This is a genomic window from Novosphingobium mangrovi (assembly GCF_022818885.1).
Classification (GTDB): domain Bacteria; phylum Pseudomonadota; class Alphaproteobacteria; order Sphingomonadales; family Sphingomonadaceae; genus Novosphingobium; species Novosphingobium mangrovi.
Map to the genome: position 1 here is coordinate 20,873 of NZ_JALHAT010000034.1, position 25,083 is coordinate 45,955.

At 66.0% G+C, this 25,083-nt stretch carries 16 protein-coding genes; 7 read left to right on the plus strand and 9 right to left on the minus strand.

The genetic code is table 11. The features are described from left to right. Positions 1-49: 49 nt before the first annotated feature. The 6 genes from MTR65_RS15730 (at position 50) to MTR65_RS15755 (ending at position 8,977) form a co-directional block, all read left to right on the plus strand. Positions 50-1,243, plus strand: coding sequence for an AAA family ATPase (locus MTR65_RS15730; RefSeq protein ID WP_039396006.1), 1,194 nt, complete (start codon positions 50-52; stop codon positions 1,241-1,243). A 116-nt stretch (positions 1,244-1,359) separates the two neighbouring features. Further along, positions 1,360-2,514, plus strand: coding sequence for a ParB/RepB/Spo0J family partition protein (locus MTR65_RS15735; RefSeq protein ID WP_243801847.1), 1,155 nt, complete (start codon positions 1,360-1,362; stop codon positions 2,512-2,514). 178 nt (positions 2,515-2,692) lie between these two features. Beyond that, complete coding sequence (locus tag MTR65_RS15740) at positions 2,693-3,964, plus strand: replication initiator protein A (RefSeq protein ID WP_243801849.1); 1,272 nt, start codon at positions 2,693-2,695, stop codon at positions 3,962-3,964. 1,140 nt (positions 3,965-5,104) lie between these two features. Beyond that, the gene (locus MTR65_RS15745; protein WP_243801852.1) at positions 5,105-6,688 is read left to right on the plus strand and encodes an NAD(P)/FAD-dependent oxidoreductase; all 1,584 of its coding nucleotides are present in this window, start codon (positions 5,105-5,107) and stop codon (positions 6,686-6,688) included. A gap of 40 nt (positions 6,689-6,728) precedes the next feature. Further along, on the plus strand, positions 6,729-7,148 hold the full coding sequence (locus tag MTR65_RS15750) for a GtrA family protein (protein ID WP_243801854.1): 420 nt from the start codon (positions 6,729-6,731) through the stop codon (positions 7,146-7,148). Between the two features lie 17 nt (positions 7,149-7,165). Beyond that, positions 7,166-8,977: a hypothetical protein gene (locus tag MTR65_RS15755; RefSeq protein ID WP_243801857.1), complete on the plus strand. Its 1,812-nt coding sequence runs from the start codon at positions 7,166-7,168 to the stop codon at positions 8,975-8,977. Between the two features lie 173 nt (positions 8,978-9,150). On the opposite strand, the gene MTR65_RS15760 is transcribed toward MTR65_RS15755, so the two are convergent. Continuing rightward, a complete protein-coding gene (locus MTR65_RS15760; protein ID WP_243801859.1) occupies positions 9,151-10,191 on the minus strand; it encodes a glycosyltransferase family 2 protein in 1,041 nt (346 codons plus the stop codon). A 137-nt stretch (positions 10,192-10,328) separates the two neighbouring features. On the opposite strand from MTR65_RS15760, the gene MTR65_RS15765 reads away from it, so the two are divergent. After that, positions 10,329-12,335: a hypothetical protein gene (locus tag MTR65_RS15765; RefSeq protein WP_243801861.1), complete on the plus strand. Its 2,007-nt coding sequence runs from the start codon at positions 10,329-10,331 to the stop codon at positions 12,333-12,335. On the opposite strand, the gene MTR65_RS15770 is transcribed toward MTR65_RS15765, so the two are convergent. The 8 genes from MTR65_RS15770 to MTR65_RS15805 all read right to left on the minus strand — a co-directional run bounded on the left by MTR65_RS15770 (position 12,262) and on the right by MTR65_RS15805 (position 25,039). After that, positions 12,262-13,215, minus strand: a complete 954-nt coding sequence (locus MTR65_RS15770) for a hypothetical protein (protein WP_243801864.1) — start codon at positions 13,213-13,215, stop codon at positions 12,262-12,264. The genes MTR65_RS15765 and MTR65_RS15770 overlap by 74 nt on opposite strands. After that, complete coding sequence (locus MTR65_RS15775) at positions 13,212-13,877, minus strand: class I SAM-dependent methyltransferase (protein ID WP_243801866.1); 666 nt, start codon at positions 13,875-13,877, stop codon at positions 13,212-13,214. The genes MTR65_RS15770 and MTR65_RS15775 overlap by 4 nt, the downstream gene beginning before the upstream one ends. 114 nt (positions 13,878-13,991) lie before the next feature. After that, a complete protein-coding gene (locus MTR65_RS15780) occupies positions 13,992-17,717 on the minus strand; it encodes an AAA family ATPase (RefSeq protein ID WP_243801869.1) in 3,726 nt (1,241 codons plus the stop codon). After that, positions 17,717-18,937, minus strand: coding sequence for an exonuclease SbcCD subunit D C-terminal domain-containing protein (locus tag MTR65_RS15785; RefSeq protein ID WP_243801871.1), 1,221 nt, complete (start codon positions 18,935-18,937; stop codon positions 17,717-17,719). Before MTR65_RS15785 ends, MTR65_RS15780 begins: the two co-directional genes overlap by 1 nt. Positions 18,938-19,213: 276 nt before the next feature. After that, entirely contained in the window at positions 19,214-21,535 is a 2,322-nt protein-coding gene (locus tag MTR65_RS15790) for a TonB-dependent receptor (RefSeq protein WP_243801874.1), read from the minus strand. A 258-nt stretch (positions 21,536-21,793) separates the two neighbouring features. Further along, a complete protein-coding gene (locus MTR65_RS15795; RefSeq protein ID WP_243801876.1) occupies positions 21,794-22,504 on the minus strand; it encodes a hypothetical protein in 711 nt (236 codons plus the stop codon). A 1-nt stretch (position 22,505) separates the two neighbouring features. Next, positions 22,506-24,050 carry a putative bifunctional diguanylate cyclase/phosphodiesterase gene (locus MTR65_RS15800; RefSeq protein ID WP_243801878.1) on the minus strand — a complete coding sequence of 515 codons (1,545 nt, stop codon included), beginning with the start codon at positions 24,048-24,050 and terminating at the stop codon, positions 22,506-22,508. Between the two features lie 74 nt (positions 24,051-24,124). Beyond that, positions 24,125-25,039, minus strand: coding sequence for a beta-keto acid cleavage family enzyme (locus tag MTR65_RS15805; RefSeq protein WP_243801881.1), 915 nt, complete (start codon positions 25,037-25,039; stop codon positions 24,125-24,127). Positions 25,040-25,083: the final 44 nt, after the last annotated feature.

Here is a 25,083-nt window from a genome sequence, read left to right on the forward strand (position 1 = left end):
TTTCCGAATACCCCTTCACGAACGTTCAAAAGAACTGTCAGGGGATCAAATGCATTCAGAAGTCGAACGCCTCTCCGAAATGGCCCAAGCCGGGGAGCGGATGATCGAGCGTCTGCGCAAGCAGGCGTTCCTGCCCGACAGCCGCAAGGGGCTCAACATCCGTTTCGGCATCGCCGAGGCGGCGCAGCTGCTGGGCTGTTCGACCAACCGTATCCGCATGGCCGAGGACGACGGACGTCTTCCCCCTCCCCCGCCGACCGAAAACGGGCGCCGTCCCGGCTATTCGATCGAGGCGCTCCAGCACATGCGCGAGGTGCTGGGCGCAAGCCCGGCCCGTGCGCCGCTCGACCGCCCTGCGATGATCGCGGTGCAGAACTTCAAGGGCGGCGTGGGCAAGTCCACCGTCACCACCCACCTGGCCCACTATTTCGCGATCCAGGGCTACCGCGTGCTCGTGGTGGACTGCGACAGCCAGGCGACGACAACCACGCTGTTCGGCTTCAACCCGCACTTCAACATCACGCGCGAACAGACGCTCTACCCCTATCTCTCGATCGACCCGACCCAGACCGACCTGCTCTACGCCGTCCAGAAGACCCCCTGGCCCAACGTCGACCTGATTCCGTCGAACCTCGAACTGTTCGACGTCGAGTACGAACTGGCCGCGAGCGGCGCGGACGGGGGCTCGGTGCTCGCCTCGCGCTTCCGCAAGCTCAAGCAGGGCCTGGAAGACCTCGCCCGCGATTACGACGTGGTGATTCTCGATCCGCCCCCAGCGCTTGGCACCATCAGCCTCGCCGTCATGCAGGCGGCCAACGCCCTGATCGTGCCGCTGGCCGCGACGACGCCCGACTTCTGCTCGACCGTCCAGTTCCTCTCGATGATGGATCAGGTGACAGGCCAGCTCTCGCAGGCCGGCCTGACCGTAGACTATGACTTCGTACGCCTCCTGTGCTCCAAGTTCGATGGCAACGATCCCAGCCACGCGATGGTGCGCCAGATCATGGAGCAGACCTTCGGGCCCGCCCTGCTCCCCGTTTCCATTCTGGAGAGCGCGGAGATCAGCCACGCCGCGCTGCGCATGATGACGGTCTACGAACTGGAGCGCCCGATCGGCTCTGTCCGCACGCACAAGCGCTGCCGTGCCAATCTGGACGAGGCCATGGCCCAGGTCGCCGCGCTGGTGCGTCGGGGCTGGGGCCTGGCCACCCCCGCCAGCCCGGAGGCCGTGGTCAATGGGTGACGCAAATTTCATCGCCGCTTTGCAGAAAACGGTTTCCTACAGAGCCCTTGTTCACCATATGTTCGAATCAGCCCGCTCGCCCTTCCCCGCCCTGACCTACGCCCGGAGGTAGTCCCATGGCCCGCAAGCAATCCGATTACCTCGCCAGCCTGCTCTCAGGGGGAGACGACACCGCCGAGACCAAGGCCGAAGCGAAGGCCCCCTCCCCGGCTGCTTCACCGGATGAGGACGGGCAGGCCCCGTCTGCCGACACTCCCTCACCCGCGCCCCCGGCCGAGGGTGAAGCGGTCTCCCCAGCCCCGCGCTCCAGCACCCGCGCCGGCCTGTCCTTGCTCGGCCGTGAGAATGCACTCGCCCGCGTGGCGAGCGGCGAGGTCCGCCAGGTCACGCAGCTTCTGCTCGATCCGGCCCGCGTGCGGGTGTGGGATGGCAATGCGCGCAACCAGGCCCGGCTTTCCGAAGACAGCTGCCGCGACCTCATCGATTCGATCCTCGCCGAAGGGGGGCAGAAGGTCCCCGCGGTGGTGCGCCATATCACGGGCGATCCCGATCATGACTACGAGCTGATCGCGGGCACCCGCCGCCACTTCGCGATCTCGTGGCTGCGCGCCCATTCCTATCCCGACATGAAGCTCCTGGCGCAGGTCGCCGAGCTTGATGACGAGGCCGCCTTCCGCCTCGCCGACATCGAGAACCGCGCCCGCCGGGACATCACCGATATCGAGCGCGCGCGCAACTACGCCGAAGCCCTGCCCATCCACTACGGCGGCAAGGCCGTGCGCATGGCCGAGCGGCTCAAGCTCTCCAAGGGCTGGCTTTCCAAGATGCTGAAGGCCGCGACCATCCCGGACGAGGTCCTTGCCGCCTTCGCCGATCCGGCCGAGCTGACGCTGAACCCGGCCTATCGCCTGGCCGGAGAGCTGGACGACAAGGCCCGCGCCCGCGCCATCCGCAAGGAGGCCAAGGCCATCGCCGCGCAGAACGCCAAGGCGCGTTCGGAAGGGCGCCCAGGCCTGCCCGGTCCGGTCACGCTCAAGCGGCTGCTGGCCGCAAGCGACCTTGCCGATAGCGGGCAACCGCTTGCAACCAAGGACTTTCGCATGGAGATTTCCGGCCCCTATGGGCGCACCATCCTCGCGGTGAAGGACGTGACCCGGCAGGGCGTGACGATCCAGCTGCCGATGGCGAGCGGGGCCGGCGACGAGCAACTGGCCAACGCGCTCAAGGAAGTTCTCGACGTCCTGCGCAAGAATGGCATCTCGGTCAGCTGAGACAAAGGAAACGCGACGCGATGTTTCCTCCAGGAAACTTTTGGGTGCAGGCAAGGGGGGGCTGGGCAGCACGGCTCAGCTCCCCCTCCCCTGCCCGGACAACGCCCCCGACGCGTTCTGGCGTACCGTTCCTTTCGTGCAACGTGCCCCATCCCTCCAGCGCACAAGGCCCCCATCGATGACCCGCGCGCCCAAGGCCCCTGTCAGCGAACAGTTCGACCTGTTCCTTCCCTATATCGCCGACCTCCCCTTGCGCGACCAGCGCGAGATGATGGAGCGGCCCTTCTTCAGTCTCGCCAAGTCCAAACGGGTCAAGCCGATCGACTACACCAGTCCCGACGGACAGGTGCGCGTCCACGTCTCGGCCAGTCCCGACTACGGCATGGCGACGATCTGGGACGCGGACATCCTGATCTACTGCGCGAGCGTCCTGGCCGACATGCAGCGCCGGGGCCGCAACGATGTCCCGCGCAAGCTCCACATCATGCCCTATGATCTCCTGCGCGCGATCGGGCGGCCTACCACGGGGCGCGCCTACGAGCTTCTGGGCCAGGCCCTCGACCGGCTCGTCGCGACGACGATCAAGACCAACATCCGTGCCGAGAACCGGCGCGAGGCCACCTTCTCCTGGCTCGATGGCTGGACCCAGCTGGTCGATGAGAAGACCGAGCGCTCGCGCGGCATGACGCTGGAATTGTCCAACTGGTTCTGGGAAGGCGTGATGATGAAGGGCGGCGTGCTCTCCATCGACCGCGCCTATTTCGACATCACGGGCGGGCGCGAGCGCTGGCTCTACCGGGTCGCGCGCAAGCACGCCGGTGGAGCTGGCGAGACCGGCTTTGCCATCACCATGCCCGTCCTCTTCGAGAAGTCCGGTGCGGAAGGCCAGTACCGGCGCTTCAAGTTCGAGATGCTCAAGCTGGCCGAGAAGAACGAACTTCCCGGCTATGCCCTGGCCGTCGAGACCGCACGCGATGGCGAAGCCATGCTGCGCATGACCCGGGTCGATGACAAGGGAGGAGCTGGCCACCTCCAGCCCTCCCCAGCCCGGCATGCGCCCCCTGCCCCTGCCCCTGCCACAAATGCGGACAGGACAAGCGCCAGTGCGGCGCCCGCAGCCGAGGCCCGTGCCCCGGTCTCGTCAGCAACCTCCGGGCATGTTTCCTCCAGGAAACATGCAGGAGAGGCAGCCGAGGTCTTCGATGCCTCGCGGCTTATTCGATCCACCATCACCGGCCTCTCCGACAATGCAACGCGCGGCTTCATGACCGATGAGACGATCGACACCTTGCGCGCCGAATGTCCGGGCTGGGACCTCCACGCGCTTCACGCCGATTTCGAGCGGTGGGTTGCCGCCGACCCGGAGCGCACTCCGGCCAACTGGCAGCGCGCCTTCGTAGGCTGGGTCCGGCGCCACCACGCCAAACACAAGAACCAGCTGCGCGGGTGAGGGCAGGGGGCGTGGCAATCACACGCCCCTTGCCTCCCCGCGTCAAAGCCAATCCCCAGGAAGAGGCCCTACTCCGCGAGGGCCCGGGTTCCCTTTCGGAACCCACCGGAGGGACCTGCCCCATTCCGTACCCGACAGGGGCCTCGCCGTCCCCCGGATGCCAACCGGCGTGGAGCTCACTTCAAACCGCTCGACGAGAACCTGCGTGGCCCACGATCGTTCAGGCCGTCCCGAGCGCACCTTGTTCGCTCACCTTCCACGGCGTGATCGTGCGCGAGGTCAGCCGTGCAATCTTGCGCGGTTCAAAGTGGCAAACTTCGTTGGCGCCTGCTGGTTTTCGGTTCCCAGGCTATCGCCATCACATAGCCAGGGCAGGGCGCGTTCCCGAAGTGTCGCGTCCCGCGTCCCGGTATCGTCAAGCTTCGAAGCTCACGTCCACCACCATGCACGAATTGAACGACCTTCGCGCGCGTCATCGAAAAAGAGTTTCAAATTGTGAGGCGCGATTCGTCTCTTCGACACATCCGGAACACACAGAACACACGTTTCGACCCTTCGGGAACACACCCTCGACCTATCAGGAACGCCAATATCGACACGTCAGGAACACATGTCCGACACATCGGGAACAGCCGCGTAAACGCGACTCGTGCAGACCTGCGGTTCCACAGAGCGTCAGACCACCTCTAACCTGTTCTAACTTGTTCCTCTAACGACTCTAACTTTCCCGAAGCCTTTGGCAAAAATCGAAGAAGGTGAGGGCGCCAGACGGCAACCTCGCTCTCGTGACCATCAGGCAAGCGCACTCTTCGCCATCAGGGGATCTGACCTAGATCCCAGCGCAGTGAGCGCATTCAACGCTGGCTATACGAGTTCAGATCTCCATCCCGAGCATGAAAACACAAAGCATTGTATTCAGGACATAAAATTGCGAAACATGGCGCAATCCTCCAGCGATACGCCCTAGACGTCCTTCCCTCTTTCGCGGAAAAACGACCCTGCCACGATCGTTTCCCTAAGCATCTCTCGCGACAGTCCGACCGGCTTGGGTTGCTGAACCTAGACGCAAGGTCCTCATTTAAGAGTAAATTAAGGATAATCTCACAGGGTCGCATCATGGATTGCGGTTTAGAGGACGTTATGAGCCAGGATGCAAAGTCGACTGTCGATGTGGCAGTTATTGGAGCGGGACCCGCTGGTCTGACCGCGGCCTACCAGCTCACCAAGCTCGGCTATGACGTCACCGTGATCGAGCGGGACGAAAAGGACGTGGGCGGCATCAGCCGCACGGTCGAGTACGAAGGATTTCGCTTCGACATCGGCGGCCACCGTTTCTTCTCGAAGAGTCAGGAAGTGGTGGATCTGTGGAACGAGATCCTGCCCGACGACTTCATTCAGCGCCCGCGCATGAGCCGCATCTACTACGAGGGCAAGTTCTACAGCTATCCGCTGCGCGCGTTCGAGGCGCTGTGGAACCTGGGCATCTGGCGCTCGACCTTGTGCATGGCAAGCTACGCCAAGGCGCGGCTATTTCCCAACAAGACCATCCGCAGCTTCGAGGACTGGACCACCAGCCAGTTCGGATGGAAACTCTATTCGATCTTCTTCAAGACCTACACCGAGAAGGTTTGGGGAATGCCCTGCGATGAAATGTCCGCGGACTGGGCCGCGCAGCGTATCAAGGGGCTGAGCCTGGGCAAGGCGGTGCTCGATGGGCTGAAGCGTTCGCTGGGGCTCAACAAGCGGCCCAACGATGGCTCCAACGGGCAGGCCAAGACCTTGCTCGAGACCTTTCGCTATCCGCGCCTTGGCCCTGGCATGATGTGGGATGCCGCGCGCGATCATGTGGTCGCCGGCGGAAACACCGTCCTCATGGGCCATTCGCTCAAGCAGCTTTCGCAGGACGAGGAGAGGACCTGGCGCGTCACCGCAACCCGCGCGGATGGAAGCGAGACCACGATCCACGCCCGCCATGTCATCAGCTCGGCGCCAATGCGCGAGCTCGCCTCGCGCCTCCACCCGCTCCCGGAAACGAGCATGGAAGCCTCCGCGCTCAAGTACCGGGACTTCTTGACCGTGGCCCTGATGATCCGTTCGGACGACCTGTTCCCCGACAACTGGATCTACATCCACGATTCGCAGGTCCAGGTCGGGCGCATCCAGAATTTCCGCAGCTGGTCGCCCGAGATGGTGCCCGATCCCTCGCTCGCCTGCGTGGGTCTTGAGTACTTCTGCTTCGAGGGCGATGGCTTGTGGTCCTCGAGTGACGAGGAACTGGTCGAACTTGCCAAGAAGGAAATGCAGATTCTGGGCCTTGTCGATCCGGAGACGGTCGTGGGCGGCTGCGTGGTGCGCCAGGAAAAGGCCTACCCGGTCTACGACGACAGCTACGCCGACAACGTTGCGGCGATGCGCGGCGAGCTCGAAGCGCGTTATCCCACGCTCCATATGGTCGGGCGCAACGGCATGCACCGCTACAACAACCAGGACCACGCGATGATGACCGCGATCCTCTCGGTCGAGAACATCGTCGCGGGCGAGCGCATCCACGATGTGTGGAGCGTCAACGAGGACGCCGAATACCATGAGAGCGGCGAAGAGGGCGAACGCACGCCGATCGAGGATCTTCTTCGCGCAAAGGGCAAGGCCACGATTGGACCTGACCGCGCTGCAGCGCTGAATTCCGAACGGGCCGTTCCGCGCCCGATCAACCGCGCGGCCTGAGAGCGCGCCCCGGAGCATGACAGCGGGAAAGCCTGAGACAATGACGCGCCAGCTCAAGCGCCTGGGACGTAGCCGCTTCGTGCGCTACGCCTTGGTGAGTCTTGCCGCCCTGGCTCTGGACATGGGCGTATTCCTTGCTTTGCTGCCGCTGGATGTGTCTGCAACGCTGGCCGCCGTACTAGGCTATGTCGCGGGGATCCTTGCGCATTGGCTCGCCTCGAGCCGGATGATCTTTGCAGATAGACTGGCGGCCAAGGGGGCAGGGCGACTGCGTCAGCAATCGGGCTTTCTGGCCTCTGCTCTGGTCGGGCTTGGCGTCACCGCCGCAACCGTCTGGCTCTGCGGTCTGGCCGGTTGGGACCCACGGCTGTCCAAGCTTGTCGCAATCGTCCTGAGCTTCCAGTTGACATGGCTCTTGCGCAAGCATTTCGTGTTTCGCCCGATCCCGCGCGCGATCTGAACCAGAGGACTTGAAGTGTGACCGTGATGCCGCAAGCCGAAGGCACGCCCGCGCGCGCGCAGGAGCGGTCGGGCCTTTTTGCCCGCGTTGCCTTGCCCACGTGGCTCTTCAGTCTTCTCGTCCTGGGCGCGGTGTCCTGGCGACGGGTTCTGGAGATGCGCTTGCTGGACCCGGATGACCTTCTGCGCATGGTCGAGGTTCGCGACTGGCTCCATGGCCAGGGCTGGTTCGACGTCACGCAGTACCGCATGAACGTGCCCGAGGGGGCGCCCATGCACTGGTCGCGTCTGGTCGATCTGCCGATTGCCTTCGCCATCGAGGTACTGCGCCCATTCATGGGCATGGCAATGGCCGAGATGCTAGCGGCCGCGATAGTTCCGCTGCTGACACTGCTGGTCCTGCTCTCGGTGCTTGCCCGGCTCGTCGATGGTCTGCTCGGGCGCCGTGCGGCCTTCTTTGCGTGCCTGATGGTGCCGATCACCTTGTCCGTGATCCTTCAGTTCCAGGTCTACCGGGTCGATCACCATGCCTGGCAAATCGTCTGCGCGGCCGCGATGATGCTGGGCGTATTCCTGCCTGCCGCGCGGCGAGGGGGGGCACTCGCTGGCGTTTCGGGAGCGATCTGGCTCACGATCTCGCTTGAGGGCCTGCCGATGGTGGTCGGAACGCTTACCGCCCTGGGCCTGGGCTGGCTGTTTCAGCGCAAGGGCGACAGGGACGGTACGCGCCTCGAGAGCGCGGCGCTGGCGCTGGCTCTGACAACGACGATACTGTGGTTCGCAACGCGACTGCCACAGGGCCTGGAGGTCTGGTGCGATGCCGTTTCGGCCTATCATCTTGCCACCTTTGCCGCGGCCGCGCTGGGGATCTGGCTGACGCGCACGTTTGCCCGGGGGCCTCTTTCGCGGTTTGCGGGTCTTGCCATCAGCGGGCTCGTCTGCGCCCTTCTGCTGGCTGTCCCGGCCCCGCAATGCGTGACAGGTGCCTTCAACGACCTGCCACCGCTTGTGCATCGCTACTGGTATGAAAAGATCGCCGAAGGTCTGCCCATATGGCGCCAGGACTGGAGCCGGATCGTGACCATGGTGGCGTTGCTGCCGATCTCGGTCTGGGGACTGGTGCTGCTGTGGCGCACACGGCGCGAGGCGCGGGGCGATTGGGCGATGTATGGCGGGCTCCTGGGCCTTGCTGTCGCGATATCCTGGCTCGTCGCGCGGGCTGATGGCGTTGCCATGGTCCTCGCGATTGCGCCTGCAAGCTATGTGGTCGATCGGCTTCTGACCCGCGCGCGGCAGTTGAGCGTTGTCCCCTTGCGAATCCTGGCAACCGCGGCGGCGATCCTGCTCCCCTTCGTTCCCCTTTTGCTGCTGAACAGTCTCGTGCCATCCAACGAGACGCGTGAGGCCACGCGGGAGCGCACGGCAGAGCAAGAGGACGATTGTCTCGCGCCCACGCGTCTGCATGCGCTTGGGCAAGTCCTCGAAAGCCGCAAGGCAGGGCGTAACATCATGGCACCACTCGACCTGGGGCCGGCCCTGCTGTTCTCCACCGACGCGACAGTGCTGGCCAGCAGCCATCATCGCAACAAGGTCGCGATGAACGATGTGATCCGCTTCTGGATGGCACCGCCTGCAAAGGCCCATGCCATCGCCGAGGCGCGCGGCAGCGACTTCGTCCTCTTCTGCCCGGGCATCCCGGAGACGCGGACCTATGGGAAAGCTGCACCCGAGGGCATGATGGCCCGCCTTTCCAAGGGCGAGGTGCCCGATTGGCTGGAGCTCGTGAACGATCCGCGCCTCGGCACGATCAAGGTCTACCAGACGCACTGAAGGGGCGTCCAAAGCAGGACCTGTCAAGAACTGCGAGGCAATCGGGCAGTTATAGCTACCTGCAAAGCTCGCCTGTTGCCCAAGCCTGTCGCGTGACAGACAGGCTCCGCATCAAGCGGAACATAAGCCGAGAACGGGAAGGGGGGGCGCTTCTGTCGCGCCCCTCCTGTGGATCAGGCCAGGACCAGTTCGGGCTTGTCCTGCGCGGGGATCTCGGAACCGGGCTCACGGGTGTTCTGGACCGGGCCCGCCGGAATTCGGGTCCGCACGAGGTACTTCTGGTCTTCCCGGATCGAGGAGGAGAGCACCAGCTCGGCGATGAGTCCGGTACTCACGAGCTGAACTCCGAACAATTCCATCAGGACGCCAAGCATGAGCAATGGGCGATCACCGATGGGGCCCATATCCAGTAGCCAGAGTGCGGTGAGATAGCTGAGGACCAGCCCGCCTGCGATCATCAGAAACATTCCGGCGGCCCCGAAGATATGGAGGGGGCGAGCAGCATAGCGGGTCGTCAGCGACACCGTAAGCAGGTCGAGCGCGCCTTTCACGAAGCGCCGCCATCCGAATTTGGACTTGCCGAAGGTACGCGGATGGTGCTGCACGGCCAGTTCCTGCAGCCGGAAGCCACGCGCGTGGAGCAAGGCCGGGATGAAGCGGTGGAGCTCGCCATAGAGATTGAGGTCGGCGACCGCTTCGGCCCGAAACGCCTTGAAGCCGCAGTTGTGGTCCTGCAGCTTGAGACCGAACGTTGCATTGGCGATCGCATTGAAGAACTTGGAGGGCCAGGTCTTGCTGCGCGGATCGAGGCGCCGTTTCTTCCATCCGCACACGACGTCCGCGCCTTCCTGAATGGCCGCGATGAAGCGCGGGAGTTCGGCCGGATCGTCCTGAAGATCGGCATCCATCGTGATGATGATGTCCCCGCGCGCCTCGCGAAACCCGGCGGACAACGCCGCGGACTTGCCGAAGTTGCGGCGAAAGCTGATGAAGCTGACATTGCGGTGCGAACGCGCCAACTGCGCGCACAGTTCGGTACCTCCATCGCGGCTGCCGTCGTCCACGAAGATGATCTCGTGCGCGGTTCCCGAAAGCTCCTCGACGATGCGCTGGTGAAGGATGGGGAGTGTGTCGACTTCATCGAGGAAGGGGACGACCACGGAGACAACCGGATCGGATCCGACGAACGGTTCGGCAGGGGAGGAAAAGTTCATCGCGTCCTCGAATGGGAATGAAGTAGCTGTTTCCGAGGGTAGGTATCTATGGTTTAGAAAATATTGACGCGGCTCCTCCATGTGCAGAACGAGAGGCTGTCAGGCTTCGCTCCTAGGCCCGAAATCGGAACTTTTTCATGTTGTTGACCCTTGCGATCGCGCTCGTTGTATTTGGCCTGCTCAGCGCGCCGGGATGGATTGTGGCATCGCGTCATTCGGCCCCCTTGTGGATACATGCCGCCGCCGGGTGCGTGAGCGCCAGCGCGGCCCTGCTCCTGACGGCCCTGGTCGCGCGGCTCCTTCCGGGACAGCTGGATGTCCGCTGGCTCATGGGCAGCGCGCTGCTCCTGGCCGGACTGGCGGCTTACTGGCGATGGGGAAGGGGAGACAGGGAGAGCAGTGTGCCGGGTTCTGCCTGCGCGCCGGAGCGCGCGCGCGAGCCTCAGGCCTTCGTGGTCGGCATTCTCGCCACCGGCGTGGCTGCGGCAATCACCGCGGGCGCGGTGCGCCTGATGGACGGAGAGCTGGTCGTCAGGGCCTGGTTCAATGCGGATGGCTTCAAGCACCTGGGGCACGTCAACGCGCTTGCCCTGATGGGCCTGCCCGCGCGTGATATCTTCGCAGCCGGCGATCCGCTGGCCTACTATTGGCTCTTCTACACCATACCGGCTTGCGCCGCCGCACTGGGCGCGGACCCGTTCGGAGCACTCGTGGCTCAGGGGCTGATCCAGACCCTTGTGTTCTGGGTGATCCTCCATGGCTTGCTACGTCAGGCCGGGGCCAGCCCCAACTGGGCGATGGGGATCGCGCTCATCGGATGGCTTTCGCCCTCGCCCGATGGCCTGTTCGCGCTTCTGCGCACGGGCGGCGATCTGAGCGCGGCAGCGACACAGATCAACATCGAGGGGGTCAACGGCGGTTTTCTCAATGGCTATCCGCTGTTTCGCGCCTCGCTTTACGTGCCCCAGCATCAGTTCATGCTGCTGGGACTGTTGTCCTGGGGTGTGATCTTTGCCGCAACGCGCGAACAGATCAGCCCGCTTCTAAAGCGCGTGTCGGTGCTCCCTTTGATCTGCGCGGGGGCGGTTTCGACCTTGCTGGGCGTGGCGTGCCTGGGTGTCTACGGACTGGCACGGCTCTGTGACACGCGCACCGGTCTGACCCGGCGGGTGTTCGAAATCGGCGCTGTCGGGCTCTGTGCTCTGGCCGTGCCACTCCTGTTCGGGATCGTCGGCCCGGGGGCGGGAGACAGCGGTCTCGACAGTCCGATATTCGCTGCGGCCAGGATGCGCCCAGAACCTTGGGTACGCCTGCTTCTTGCCCTGCCCGGTCTGGTCCTGCTGTTCGGAGTGAGCCTTTTCGGCCTGGTCGGGCTGCGCGAGGTACTGGTCCGTCAGATGCGGAGGCGTTCGCTCGAGCCCATCGTTGTGCTTACGAGTGCCATCTGCGGCGTAGGCATGGCGGTTCTGCTGGGCAGTACGCTCATCGGCAGTGCGCGGATCGCGCAGGAAATGCAGCTTCGGGTTGCCATCCTCACATCGTGCGGATTGACGATCGCCTGCGTATGGCTGGTTTGCAACGGTCCTAGAGCCGATCGACGCGCGCTCCTGAGTGTGGGGCTGCCACTGTTGATCCTGGGCATGGCGAGCCCGGTACTCGATACGCTCTGGCATGTGGCTTCGGTGCGCAAGTGGCAGCTGCGCGTGCCCGCTGACGACTTGGCCGTGCTGGCCGCCGTGCGCAAGGACACTGCGCGCGATGCGGTCTTCCTGCAGTATCCCGCCTTGCCGTTCGTCTCGCTCGGCCCGGATGTCTGGATTCCGATCCTGGCCGGACGCCAGGTGCTTGTTTCCCCCCGGGCGACGCATTGGGCCAGACGGGCGCCGCAATACGATGCGGCGCTGCGCTTCTTCGATGAGCGCGGTGCGCTGCCGGAAGGGGACTATGACTACGTTTACCTCTCGCGCAGCCTGCATCCGGACAGTTATGAGGAGGTGATGGCCCGGATGGAGCGCGAGAAGGGGTGGCAAAAGGGCGCGTGCAGAGCCAATGCCTGCCTCTGGCAGCGTGTCATTCGGGAGGACGAAGCGCCCGGCGACACGCAAGTGCGATCAGGAAAAGCAGGGCATCTCCGGCCAGCATGACAAGCCGCATCGAGAACTGGATCATGAGAGCCGTTTCGAGACCGACCACGCCGGACAGCAGCGAAATCCCCGCGGCCTCACGCACCCCCAGCCCTCCGGGCATGACCGGAACGGCGAAGCCGGCGAGCCAGGACAGGAGAAACAGTCCTCCCACGCTCGCAAGCCGCGCGGTGCCCACGCCATAGGCCCATGCGCAGACCATGGCGAGGGCAGCCATGCCTGCGAAGAACAGGGCCTGCAGCAGCGCGCTCCTGATCGCGGGAGCCGCCAGATCGGTCAGCGCGGGAGGGAGCCGGCGGCCAAGGAGCGCAAGACCGGCAAGCGTGCACAGTGTGGGAAGGCCTGCGAGGAACGCCAGCCAGGCGGCGCGCTCGTGCGCTTGCCCAAGGGTGGCAAGTGCCAGCAGCAGCGCCGCGATGACCGAGGCGCACAGGACGTGGAGGAGAACCTCGAGACCGGAGGCCAGGGTCAGCGCGCGCGTACTCCATCCTCGCTCCCGGCCCAGTAACTGGCGTGAACCATACTGGAAGACCGAGCCCGGGATGTATTTGGGCAGGATCGAGATCCCGTAGACCGCCACCGTCTCGCGCAGTCTGATCCGCTTGGCCGTGCCGTTGGCGTGGGCCAGAACCTGTGACCAGGCCAGTGCGAGCACCACCAGCAGGCCCGCGTAGGCAGGGGCGCTGAGAAGGAGCGCGAACAGGGCCCCGCGGCCCGGTAAGGGGGCGGCGTTGGCAAGGCTCGCCTCCTGTACGCTCCGTCCCAGGAAGATCAGCGAGAGCAGCAGGATCCCACGCGCCGCCCAGCGTAGCGTAGCGGGGTGACGCGCGGCCAGGTTTCGGCCGCGCTGTGCCAGGCCCTCGAGCGTCGCGCGTTTCATGCGCTAAGCGGGGCGCGGCTCAGCAGGCTGGTGTTGTCCGGGTAGGGGACGCAATAGGAAAGCCCGCGCAGGCGCGTCTCCTGAAGGCCGCAGGCCTCGATCGCGGCGCGGTAGCGGCGTCGGCCACTGTCGTCGAACACGATTATGCCATCCTCGGCAAGGTGCGGCAGCGCGGCCCTCAGACATGCGCTGCGCTGACGCCCGTCAACGACGATGAGATCGAACTGGCCCTGCTCCTCGATGGCCCGCACATAGGGCTGATCGGCCGGGGTGGTTTCCGCCACGAGTGGGCGGTGCAGCATCGTGACGTTGGTTTGCGCGGCGAGGCTGGTCCCGACGCGTTGCGCCCAGGCGCCATCGTGTTCGACGCTGAGCACCGAGGCGGCTCGGCGGGCGAGCCACAGCGTGCTTGCACCGCTGCCATATTCGAACACGCGGGCGGCGGGGCGCTGGGAGAGGAAGCGCTCGATCCTGCGCGTGGCGGCCACGTTCCACCAGGGGATATCGAGAGGCAGCATGGCATCCAGGTCATAGATCGCGCCCAGGCTGGCGAACCATTTGCGCCAGCCATGCCTGTGCGGGACGCGGGCCGCGATGGCGCCCGCCTTGTCCCAGACAAACGGCACCGACCTCACCCCGGCCAGATAGGTCTTCTTGATCATTGCCCTGCCTTTTTCCTCATTGGTGGCCCCGTTCATAGGCAGACAGGGTTAACGTAGACTAAGTGCGCGTGCGAGCCCGTCCTTTTGTGCAGACCCTGCCGTGGTCGAGACGGATCAGCCCTCCACGACCGAGACCGTGCTGGTGCCGCGCCCGGATGGCGCGACTTCGATCTTCACCGGGATGCGCTCCTTCAGTTCCTCGACATGGCTGATGATGCCGACGCGTCGCCCGCCCTGTTCGAGCTGTTCGAGGAGCGCCAGCGCCTGGCCCAGACTGACCGGATCGAGCGCGCCGAAGCCCTCGTCGATGAACAGGCTCTCGATCTTCACCCCGCGCGTGGTCGACATCTCGGCGAGGCCCAGCGCCAGCGCCAGGCTGACCAGGAAACGCTCGCCGCCCGAGAGGTTGTGCAGGCCACGCACCTGTCCGCCCATGTCGTTGTCGATCACCTGGATCAGCATGTCGCCGCCCTGGCCGCGCTCCAGTTCGTAACGGGGCTTCAGTTCGGCGAGGCGAGTGTTGGCGTGTTCGAGCAGGCGATCAAGCGTGAGGCCTTGCGCAAAGGTGCGCATGACCTTGCCGTCGGCGCTGCCCATCACGTCGCGCAGGCGTAACCAGACGTCGGCCTTGGCGCTCGCTTCGGACAGTTCACGGCGCAGGTCTTCGGTCTGCTTGCGGACCTTGTCGTCCTGGATAAGGACCAGGCGCGCCTCGTCGCGGCGGGCGTTGGCGGTCTCTACCCGTGCCTTGGCGGCCGCGACCTGGTCTTCCAGTTCTTCGGGCGCGGGCGTATCGGTGCCTGCGTGCTCGGCTTCGTGGCTGTCGAGATCGGCGCGGCGCTGGGCGAGTACGGCCTGTGCCTGTTCCAGCGCGCTTGCGATGGAACGCAGGGCCTCGGCCTCGGCGTCGAGGGCCGCCGCTCCACGTTGCGCCGCGCGCAGGACATCGTCTTCGGCAAGGTGCGCAGCGGCAAGTGCGGCGGCGAAGTCCGCGTCGGTCCGGGTGGCGTGCGCCTCGGCCTTTTGCACATCGCTGGCCGCGTTTGCCTGCGCCGTGCGGGCCGAGGCGGCGGCTTCCAACGCTTTCTCGCGGCACCTGCGCGCGGCTTCGTGGGCCTGCTGGGCCTCCTTGCGCGCGCGGGCAAGATTGGCCTCGAATGTGGCGACGGGTTCGCCCTCGAGGCACTTCGCGCGCGCGGCCTGCAAGGCGCTCTGACGTGAAAGGGCCTGGTCCAGGGTCTCGCGGGCGGCCGTGTGCGCGTTCTGCGCCAGGGCGAGCGCCTGGCGGGCCGTTGCATGGGTTTCTTCGCGTTCAGGCAGGGCCTGGGCGGCCGTGTCGCGTGCGGCGGCGTTGTCGCGCCATTGTGCGGCGCTTCGACGCAGCCAGTGTTCCGGATCGGGAAGGCTCTGCCAGTCGCTTTCGGGGCCCAGAAGCCGGTCGAGCGCGGCGGTGGCGGTCGCTTCATTGTCGGCAAGGTGACGGGCCTGTTCCTGTCCCTCGCGCAAGGCCTGTGCGTGGCTGCGCAAGGCGTCGCTGGCCTGCGAGAGGTCGGTGCGGGCCTCTTCGTGTGTGGCCTGCGCAGCATCGGCCTTCGCCTGCGCCTCGGTGCGCGCCGCGTCGGCGGCAAGCGCCGTGCGCTGCGCAGCGCGGACCTCGCCACTCGCCTCGTCCAGACGTGCCTCCAGCGCCTCCGCGTCCATCCTGTCCGCTTCGGCAATCGTCAGCCGCGTGGCCGCTGCGCGCGTCTGTGCAAGCTCCTCGCGGGCCGCTTCCTCTTGCGAGGCGGCGGTCTGGGACAGCTGCGCGATCCGCTGCGTAACCTGTGCGTGTTCGCGTTCGCCCCGGCCGAGCGCGTCGCGCGTCACGGCAAGCTCCGTGCGGCGCTCCTCCAGCTCGCGGACCAGTTCGTCGGCTTCGCGCTCGGCAATCGTGAGGTTCTCGTCCAGCAAGGCATCGAGCGCGCTCAGCGCGTGTTCGCGTGCGCCGCAGACAGGGCAGGGGTCTCCCTCGACGAGCCCGGCGCGCAGGGTCTGGGTCGCAGCGTCCTGTGCCATGCGCGCGCGTTCGTAGGCTGCCTTTGCATTTTCCGCGCGGGTCGCAAGGAGAGGGAGTTCCACGTCCTCGCGTGCTATCCGCGCGGCGTGGTCCTGACTCTGGCGTTCAAGATCGGCGAACTGGCCTTGTGCCTCGTCCTGTTCGGCCTGGGTCTTGGCCAGGGCCTCTTGCGCTGTCCGCGCGCGGCGGGCCGCGTCCAGAGCCTCGCCCAGCGCTTCGAGCCGGGTGCTGAGTTCCCCCAGCGCGCCTGGGGCAGGGGCCGCGGCCCGCGCGGCGTCGCGGGCGTTCTGCGCGGCCTCATGGGCTGTGCGGGCCTTTTCTTCCGCATCCTGGGCGCGGGCATGGCGGGCAAGTGCATCCTGCTCGGCCTGCGCCAGTTCGTCCAGACGGCCATTGGCTTCGCGCTGGCGCGCCCTGGTGGCTGCGCGTGCGGTGAGGGCATCTGCGATCTCGCTCTCGCGTTCGGCGAGATGCCGCGCGGCCTCGTTGTCCGCGCACCACTGCGCGAGGCGGGCATGTTCGCGGCGGGCCTGCTCCAGCTGTTCGGAGGCGTCGCGCTCTGTGCGAGCCTGCTGGCTCTCTTCATTCTCGGCGGCGCGCTGGCGGGCGCGAGCCTTGGCAAGGTCTGCGGCAAGTTCCTCGATCTGGCGGTCGAGCAGGCGGGCTTCGGAGAGCTGCGGGCCATACGCCTCGGCCCGGTCGTCTTCGGCGCGCACGGCCTTGAGGGCCGCGCCGAGCTCCTCCTCGCGCTGCGCGGCATCGGTTCTGGCGTTGGCAAGGTCCGTGTCGGCCTTCGTCAGGGTTGCACGGGCCGCCTCCAGTGCCTTGCGCGCGTCCTCGCGTCTGGTGAGCAGGGGCGCGTGTTCGAACGCCTTTCTGTCCTGGGCAAGGGCCTCGTGCCGGGGCCGGGCGGCGTCCTGTGCCTGTGCCGCTTCATCGCAGACCGCCTGTGCCTGTGCGTGCGCGGCATTCAGGCGGGCGTGCTGGGCAAGACGCTGTTCGATGGCGGAGAGTTGCGCACGCGCCGTCTCGGCTCCGGCAAGTTCGGCTTCGGCCTGCTTCAGGACATCCTCGGCCTCGGCGCGCGCATCGTCGTCGAGACCGTCAAGCGCCTCGATCCGCCTGGCAATGGCGTCGAGCCCGTCTTGCATCTCCCTCGCCTTGGCGTAGGCGCGCTGGCCGAGCCGGGAGTAGATCTGCGATCCGGTCAGCTTTTCCAGCAGTTCGGAGCGTTCGTTGGCATTGGCCCGGATCAGCGCCTCGAAATCGCCCTGGGCCAGCAACACCGCGCGGGTGAACTGTTCGGCGGAAAGGCCGATGAGCGTGCGGATCGCGCCTTGTGTCTCACGGTTTTTGCCGCCCATCCCCTCGCCGCTGGTGAGGTTCTCCAGCGAATGCTGGTAGTTCTGCAGGTTGCCATCGGCCTTGCCGCGCGCGCGCCGCACGCTCCAGCGCGCGCGGTAATGCGCGCCGCCGGGAAGGGCGAAGTCGATCTCGGCAAAGCCTTCGGCCGCACCATGGCGCAGGATCGAGCGGGTGTCCTTGGCGCTCAGCGTCTGTTCGCCGTCCTCACCCACCTGCGCGCGGTCGGGGGCGGCGCGAAGGCGCGGGACTTCGGCAAAGAGCGCGAGGCACATGGCATCGAGCAGCGTCGACTTGCCCGCCCCGGTCGGGCCCGTGATGGCGAAGATGCCCGCTTCGGCCAGTGGTGCCTGGGTGAAATCGATGGCGAATTCCCCGGCGAGGCTGGCGAGGTTGCTGCCGCGGATGGCCAGAATACGCATCAGGCGTCCTCCCCGTCGGCCTGTGTTTCGACCAGGAGCTGGGCAAAGGCGCGGGCAAGGTCCTCAGGGGGGCCATCCCCCGGATACTGGCGGGTGTAGAGCTGGGCGAAGACCTCTTCAGGGCGCAGTTCGTCGAGATCGGCGGCGGGGCTGCGCGCCGTGGCGGCGTCCTGTGCGCGGGCATGGACGCGCTTCAGGCTGACGAGCCGCAGCGCCTTGCCATCCAGCGCGTCGAGAATGCGGGGGGCAAGACCGGGTTCCGGTCCGGTCACCGAGACCTTGATGTCGATGAAGGGCCAGAGCGTGCGGGGCAGGTCGGTATCGGTGTCGAGGGCCTCGATCTGGGCCACGGCGTCCTCGAGAGGGGAGGGGCCGATGGCGAGGAAGGCGGCGGGGCGCGGGATGGGTAGGGTGTCCACCTCGCAGGGCGCGCCCGTCTCGGCACCGAGGCGAACGAGGCTCACCGAATGGCGATAGTTGCGCTCGGTGGCGGACAGCGGGAAGGGCGATCCGGCGTAGCGGATGCGGGTTGCCCCGGAAATATCCTGCGGCCGGTGGAGGTGGCCGAGCGCGACATAGGCAGTGCGCGCATCGAACAGGCTGGCCGCCTCGGCTTCCTCGCCGCCGATGACGATGCGCCGCTCCGACATCTCCGAGACGCTCCCACCCGCGACATGCAGGTGCCCGGTGACGACGAGCGGCAGGCCCTGCGCCTTCGCCAGCCCAGCCTCCTGTACCCCCGCGTAGAGCGAGGCGAGGCTCTCGCGGCCAAGGTCGGCAGGACGGCAGAAGGGCACGGCGGCCAGCCAGGCGCGCACGTCACCGGCACGGTCGTGCATGGGGATCAGCATGCGCGCATGGTCGGGCGCGCCGTCCAGGCGGGGGAGGGCGCCCACGAAATGGACCTGCCCCGCCCCCAGCAGCGCGGCGGGCAGGTCGATGCGCATGGCGCTGTCGTGGTTGCCGCCCAGGATCACGACCTGCAGCGCGGGATAGCTGGCACAGGCGCGCTGGAGAAAGCCGAACAGGCGGCGCATGGCCGAAACCGGCGGATTGGCGACGTCGTAGATGTCGCCTGTCACCACCAGCACATCCACATCCTGCGCGCCGAGCATCGCGTGGAGCCAGTCGAGGAAGAGGTCGTGCTCGGCCTCGCGCGGCTCGCCGTTCAGTTCGTGGCCCAGGTGCCAGTCGGAAGTGTGGAGGAGAGTGAGGGACATGCCCCGCTCTTAGGGCAGAACGGGGCAAAGCCGAAGGGGGCAGACGGGAAGAAAAACAAGATATCCGAGGGCCATCGCCCTCGGGCTCCCCATACCATCCAGCTCACCTCCTGCGTGCAGCCGTGGCCGGGAAAGGTGAGGTAGACCGTTTTGGGGGCAAGGGGCGATGGCCCCTTGAATCATTGTCTTGTCTTCTCGCTTCCCTGCCTTCTCGATACGCAAAAGGCGCGCCCGGGGGATGTCCCGGGCGCGCCCTTGCTGTGCGTTCGCGTGGGATCAGAACTCGTAGCCGACCGTCACGCCGTAGGTGCGCGGCGGCATGAGCGTACCGCCGATGGTGCGGCTTGTCGCAACCGCGTAGCTGCCACCCCAGACCAGCTTGTCGAAGACGTTCTTGACCCAGGCGTTGACCGAGAGCTTCCCGTCCGAGTGGCGGTAGCGCACGTTGGCATCGACCATGGTGTAGCCATCCTGCGCCAGGCGATCGTCGTTGAACTCGGTGTGGTACTGCTTGGCGCGGTAGGCGATGTTGGTGCCCAGCTGCACGTTTGCGCCGCTGTCGAGCGGTATGCGGTAGGTCGGGTTGAAGTTGAACACCCACTTCGGGCTCATGCGGGTGTAGTTGCCCGAGAGGTCCGACGGCGCGACCTGGCTGCCGCCAGGGCCGAACAGGTTGGGGTCGAGCGGATCGGTCGAGAAGAAGTCGGTGAACTTGGAGTTGAGGTAGGCGCCCGAGAGATCGAGCATGAGCTCGGGCGTCGCCTGCCAGCGGAACTCGACTTCCGCGCCATAGGCGCGCGAGGCGGCTGCGTTGTCGAGGGTGCTGGCGAAGAAGGGCGGGTTGGGGATCGGGAAGGAGCGCTGGAACTGCCCGTTCTTGAGCTTCTGGTAGAAGACCGCCAGGTTGCTCTGCAGCGTTCCGGCCGAATACTTGATGCCGCCTTCGAAGGCCTCGACCTTTTCCGGGTTCACGAAGGGTGTTTCGGCTCCCGGCACGCGGCGCGAGCCGATTTCGGCGGTGCCCGACTTGAAGCCGCGCGACCAGTTGAAATAGACCATCACGTCGTCACCGGGGCGGTATTCAAAGCCGGCGGACGGCGAGAAGTCGGTCCACGACTTGCTGGTGTCCCACTGCAGCGCATCAAGGTTGAAGCCGGTCGCCGCGGTGCCGATGCCGGTGTTGTTGGCAAGGTGGCGCTTCTCCCACGAGTAACGGCCACCGACCTTGACCGAGAATTCGTCGGTGAGGTCGTAGGTCGCGTTGGCGAAGACCGCCCAGGTCTCGACCCCGAGCTTGCCGTCGAACTGGACGCGGAAGGGGTCGGTGTTGGTGAGCACGTCGAAGCCGATGTGGTTCTCGACCCGGATGTTCTCCTTCAGGTAGAAGGCCGCGACGATGGCGTGCAGGCGGCCGGTCTCGATGCTGGCCTGGATTTCCTCGCTGAACTGGTTCTGCCAGACCGGCTGCCAGTGGTTGGCGCTGGTCTGGACCGCGCCGGTTTCGGCGAGCGGGAAGCCCAGATAGCTCGACATGTCGAAGTCATGGAAGAAGTACGCGCGGAAATTGCGGTACGAGGTCAGCGACTTGACCGAGATCGCGTCGCTCGCATCGTAGTTCAGGATGCCGGTGAAGGCGTACTGCTTGCGATCGTTGATGGGATCGAAGTTGGTGTTGAGGTTGCGCACCTTGCTGGCAAAGCTCGCCTGGCTGCCATCGGCGTTGGTGCGCTGGCCGAGCGCGGTGAGGCTGGGCACGGTGGTGCCGGGGAACGAGAGCTCCCGGAACTTGATGGCGAGCGCGTGGTCGTCCTCGGTGTGCAGTTCGCCGGTCAGGAGCAACGAGAGCTTCTCGGTGGGCTGCAGCATGAGGTGGCCGCGCACCGACCACTGATTGGCGTTGTCGATGTCGTTGCCGGTGTACTCGTTGTAACCGTAGCCTTCGCGGTCGATGCGCTGGACGGCGAGGCGAGCGAGGATGCCATCGGTGATCGGGCCGCTGATCGCCGCGTCGGTCTGGAGCAGGAAGGCATCGCCGCCGATGGTCTGGCGCACGTAGCCCGAGAGGTAATCGGTGGGCTTGGCGGTGATCAGGTTGACCGCGCCGCCGGTCGCGTTGCGGCCGTAGAGCGTGCCCTGGGGACCGCGCAGGACCTCGACCCGCTCCAGGTCGAACATCGAGCCGAGCTGGGCCTGGGGCAGCGAGACGACGACGCTGTCGACGTGCAGCGCGACGGACGGATCGACGCCCGGCAGCGAGCTCGACAGGCCGATGCCGCGAATGAACAGCTTGGCGAAGTTGAAGTCGTTGCCGAAGCTGATCGAGGGGACCAGCGTCTGCAGGCCTTCAAGCGAGACGGTGTTGTTGGCCGCAAGCTGTTCGGTGTTGACCGCCGCGACCGAGAGCGAGACGTCGGAGAGCGCCTGCGCGCGCTTCTGCGCGGTGACGATGATCTCGGTCGAGCTGACGGTTTCCGGCACCTGGGCGGTCTGCGCCTCGTCCTGCGCGAGGACTGGCTGCGCCGCGAAGGCCAGGACCGTGGAACAGGAAATCACGCTAGCGCGCGCCATCAGGCGTGCGGATGCACGAGCAATAGTCATCAGGAACCCCTCCTTGAACCGAACACTTTGCGTGCTCTTTGCGCTCTACTTGGCGCTGCCCATCATTTAGGCGATTCGAGGGGGGTAATCAACAAGATTATAATGAGTAATAGCAAAGATCGAGAAGGTTAGCCTGCTAATTAATCGTTCCAAGACAAGTATCTAAGTAGAACAATGTGTTGGTGCCGTGCGCGGAGGGGGCTCTCGATCCGGTCCCGGAGAAAGAGCGCGAAGGTTTCGGGATGGACCCACCGGGGATCAGAATTCCCAGTCGGTCTCGAAGCGCAGCTGGAAACCCGGAGCCCGGTCTGTCAGGGGCGCGAAGAGACCCAGTTCGAGGGCGGGGCCATCCTCGCCCAGGCCCACGACCAGGACGGGGCCGGCAAAATGGCTGCCCGCGCCTTCGCCGATGAGGCTGCCGCCCGCTTCCAGGCCGAGCAGGACGCGCCCGCCCAGGTCGCGGTCGGCGCGCAGGGCCCAGAACAGACCGACATCGTCCCACGCGCCCGGCTCGGTCGAGAGGATGGCGTTGGCGGCGATATCGAAGGGGCCTTCACGCACCTCGGCGATGAAGAAGGTTTCGGAGCCCAGGGCCCCGCTCGTACTGTCGATCTCGAGCGAGGGCTGGATGCCGAGGCCCACGGGTGCCTCCTCGGGATCGAGCAGGGTCCAGGTGGCCTGCAGGCCGATCGTGGTGAGTTCCAGCCCAGTGCCCTGAACCCGCTGCGAGCTGAACTCGATGCCCAGTTGCATGCGCTCGGAAACGGCGTGTTCGAAAGTGGTCTTGAGCAGTTCGCCGTGCGGGTCGGCGCGGCGCACGAGGATGAGCTGGTTCTCAATCTCGGTTTCGCCCGGTTCGGCGTCGAGCCGCTCGACCTGATCGACCTGCCCGTTCTCGGCGTATGCGGGCATGCACGTGCAGATGGCCGCGCCGAGGGCCAGCGCGGCCCCCGCGCACCGGGAGGCCATCTCAGGCGGCCTGGCCAGTGGAGCGCGGGAGAAGCCGGGTCTCGGGCTGGGGGGCCGGATGGCCATAGAGATAGCCTTGCCCGACATCGCAGCCAAAGCCGAGAAGGTCGGCCTCGTTCTCGATCGATTCCACCCCTTCCACCGTGACGCGCAGACCCAGGTTGTGGGCCATCGCGGTGATCGTGCGCACGATCGTCTGCGAGGCCGGGTTGTCGGCAAGATCGGTGATGAACGAGCGGTCGATCTTGAGCTTGTCGAAATGGAATTCGCTGAGATGGCGCAGCGAGGAATAGCCGGTGCCGAAATCGTCGAGCGCCATCTGGATACCCAGCTCCTTGAACTGCGCGATGACGATGCGCGCGCGTTCGAGATTGGAGACAAAGGCGCTCTCGGTGATCTCGATGTCGAGCTGGCCGGGCGGAAAGCCCGTCTCTTCCAGCACCTGGCGGGTGCGTTCGACCAGCGTGTCGTCCTCGAACTGGATGGGTGAGAGATTGATGGCAAGGCGGGTGGCGGGCGGCCAGGGCCGGGCCGCAGCGCGGCGCAGCATGGCAAAGTAGATCTCGCCGATCAGGCCGCAGTCCTCGGCAATCGGGATGAACTCGTCGGGCAGGCGCAGGGTGCCGTCCTGGAGGCGCCAGCGGGCGAGGACCTCGTAGCCGTTGATGCAGCCCTCGGTCAGCGAGACGAGGGGCTGGAAGAAGGGTTCGATGCGCTCCTCGGCCAGGGCCTGACGCAAGTCGCGCTCGATCTGGGCACGGCGGAAGGCAGCAAATTCCATGCCTTCCTCGAAGAAGGCAAAACCGTTGAGCCCCTTGCCCTTGCAGCGGTACATCGCCGCATCGGCGCGGGCGAGGACCTGCTCGGGCGTGAGCCCGGGCCGGTCGACCAGCGTGACCCCGATCGAGGCGCCGACAAGCGAGGAGCCGTGGTCGAAGACGAAGGGGCGGGCAAAGCTCTCCGAGATCGTCTCGACGCGGTGGATCAGCTCGTCCTGGCGTGTCGGGCCCTGGAGCAGGACCACGAATTCATCGCCGCCCAGGCGCGCGACGAGAGCGTCGGGGCCGCCCGTCTCGCGCAGCCGTTCGCCGGTGTCGAGCAGCAGCCGGTCGCCCGCCGCGTGGCCGTAGAGATCGTTGATCGACTTGAAGCGGTTGACGTCGACCAGCAGCACCGCGACCGGCGCGTCCGGGGTTGCCTTTTCGAGCGCGCGGCCGATCTCATGCTCGGCGTGGCGGCGGTTGGGCAGTCCCGTCAGCGGATCGTGGCGGGCAAGGGCATGGGCCTTCTCCTCCGCCTCGATGCGCCGGGCCAGTTCGGTGCGCGCTTCGGCAAGCCGACGCCAGGCGAAGATGCCCATGGCGATCGGCATGACCATGAGCACGGTCAGGCCTTCGTCGATTTCCAGGTGCTCATGGCGGTGGGAGAAATCGACGACATATTCGAAGGCCTCCGCGCCGATGAACACCGCCAGCAGAACGAGCGCCAGTCCGAAGATGATGGCGGCGTCGCGCGTGGTGGGGCTGGACGTGAAGGGCAGGTGCATCGCGGCCTCGTGGTGAGACCGCTGCGGATAGCCCTTGCGTGTTTAAGGTCTGGTGGGAGGGGCCCCGCGCAGGACTACCTAGGCGGGGCGAGGCCGAGCATGTCGCGCGCCTCGCCGGGGGTGGCGATCTCCAGCCCCAGCTCGGTGGCGATGCGGCGGGTGCGGGCCACCAGCTGTTCGTTGGTGGCGAGCTCGCCGCGCCGGTAATAGAGGTTGTCCTCCAGCCCCACGCGGACATGGCCGCCCAGCAGCATGGCCTGGGTGGTGGCGGGAAGCTGCGCGGGGCCGATCGCCGAAACGCAGAAGATCGATTGGGGCGGCAGCGCGGCGATCATCGCGGCGAGGACATCGTGGCTGTAGGGCATGGCGCCCTGAAAGCCCTTGTCCGCGCCCAGCACCATGTTGATGTAATAGGGCGGCGTGTCGTAGCCCATCTCGATGAGGCGGGTCACGTCCTGCAGGATATGGGTGGGGCTGAACACCTCCCACTCGGGCTTGATACCCTTTTCGACCATGCGCTTGACCAGCGTTTCGCAGCGGCTTGGCGGGGTGACGACGACGATCTCCTTGCCCCCGTGGACGTCGCAGAAGGTCATGCCGTCGAAGGTCGCCATCTCGGCGCCCGCCTCGCAGCCCTTCAGGCGCTCTGCAAAGTCGCTTTCGTAGAGGCCATCGCCCCGATCGATCAGCATGTCGCCGCTCGATCCGCCGCCGGTCGAGTTGTTGATGATGATGTCGCACTCGGCGCGGATACGCTGGTTGATGTCGCGGTAGATGGCATCGTTGCAGGTCGCGCCGTCGTCGGGGCGTCGGGCATGGAGCGCGGCGATGGCCGCGCCTTCACGGTGGCTGGCTGCGACCGAGGCGGCGATCTCGTCGGGCTGGGTGGGCAGGTGCGGGCTCTGGCTCTTCGCGGCCATGCCGCCGGTCGGCGCGACGGTGATGATGAGCTTGCGATTGAGCGATGTATCTCGGCTGCCGTGGGGCATCGGGCCTCTCCTCTAGCGTCCTGTTTTCAGGTCTTCGCACAGGT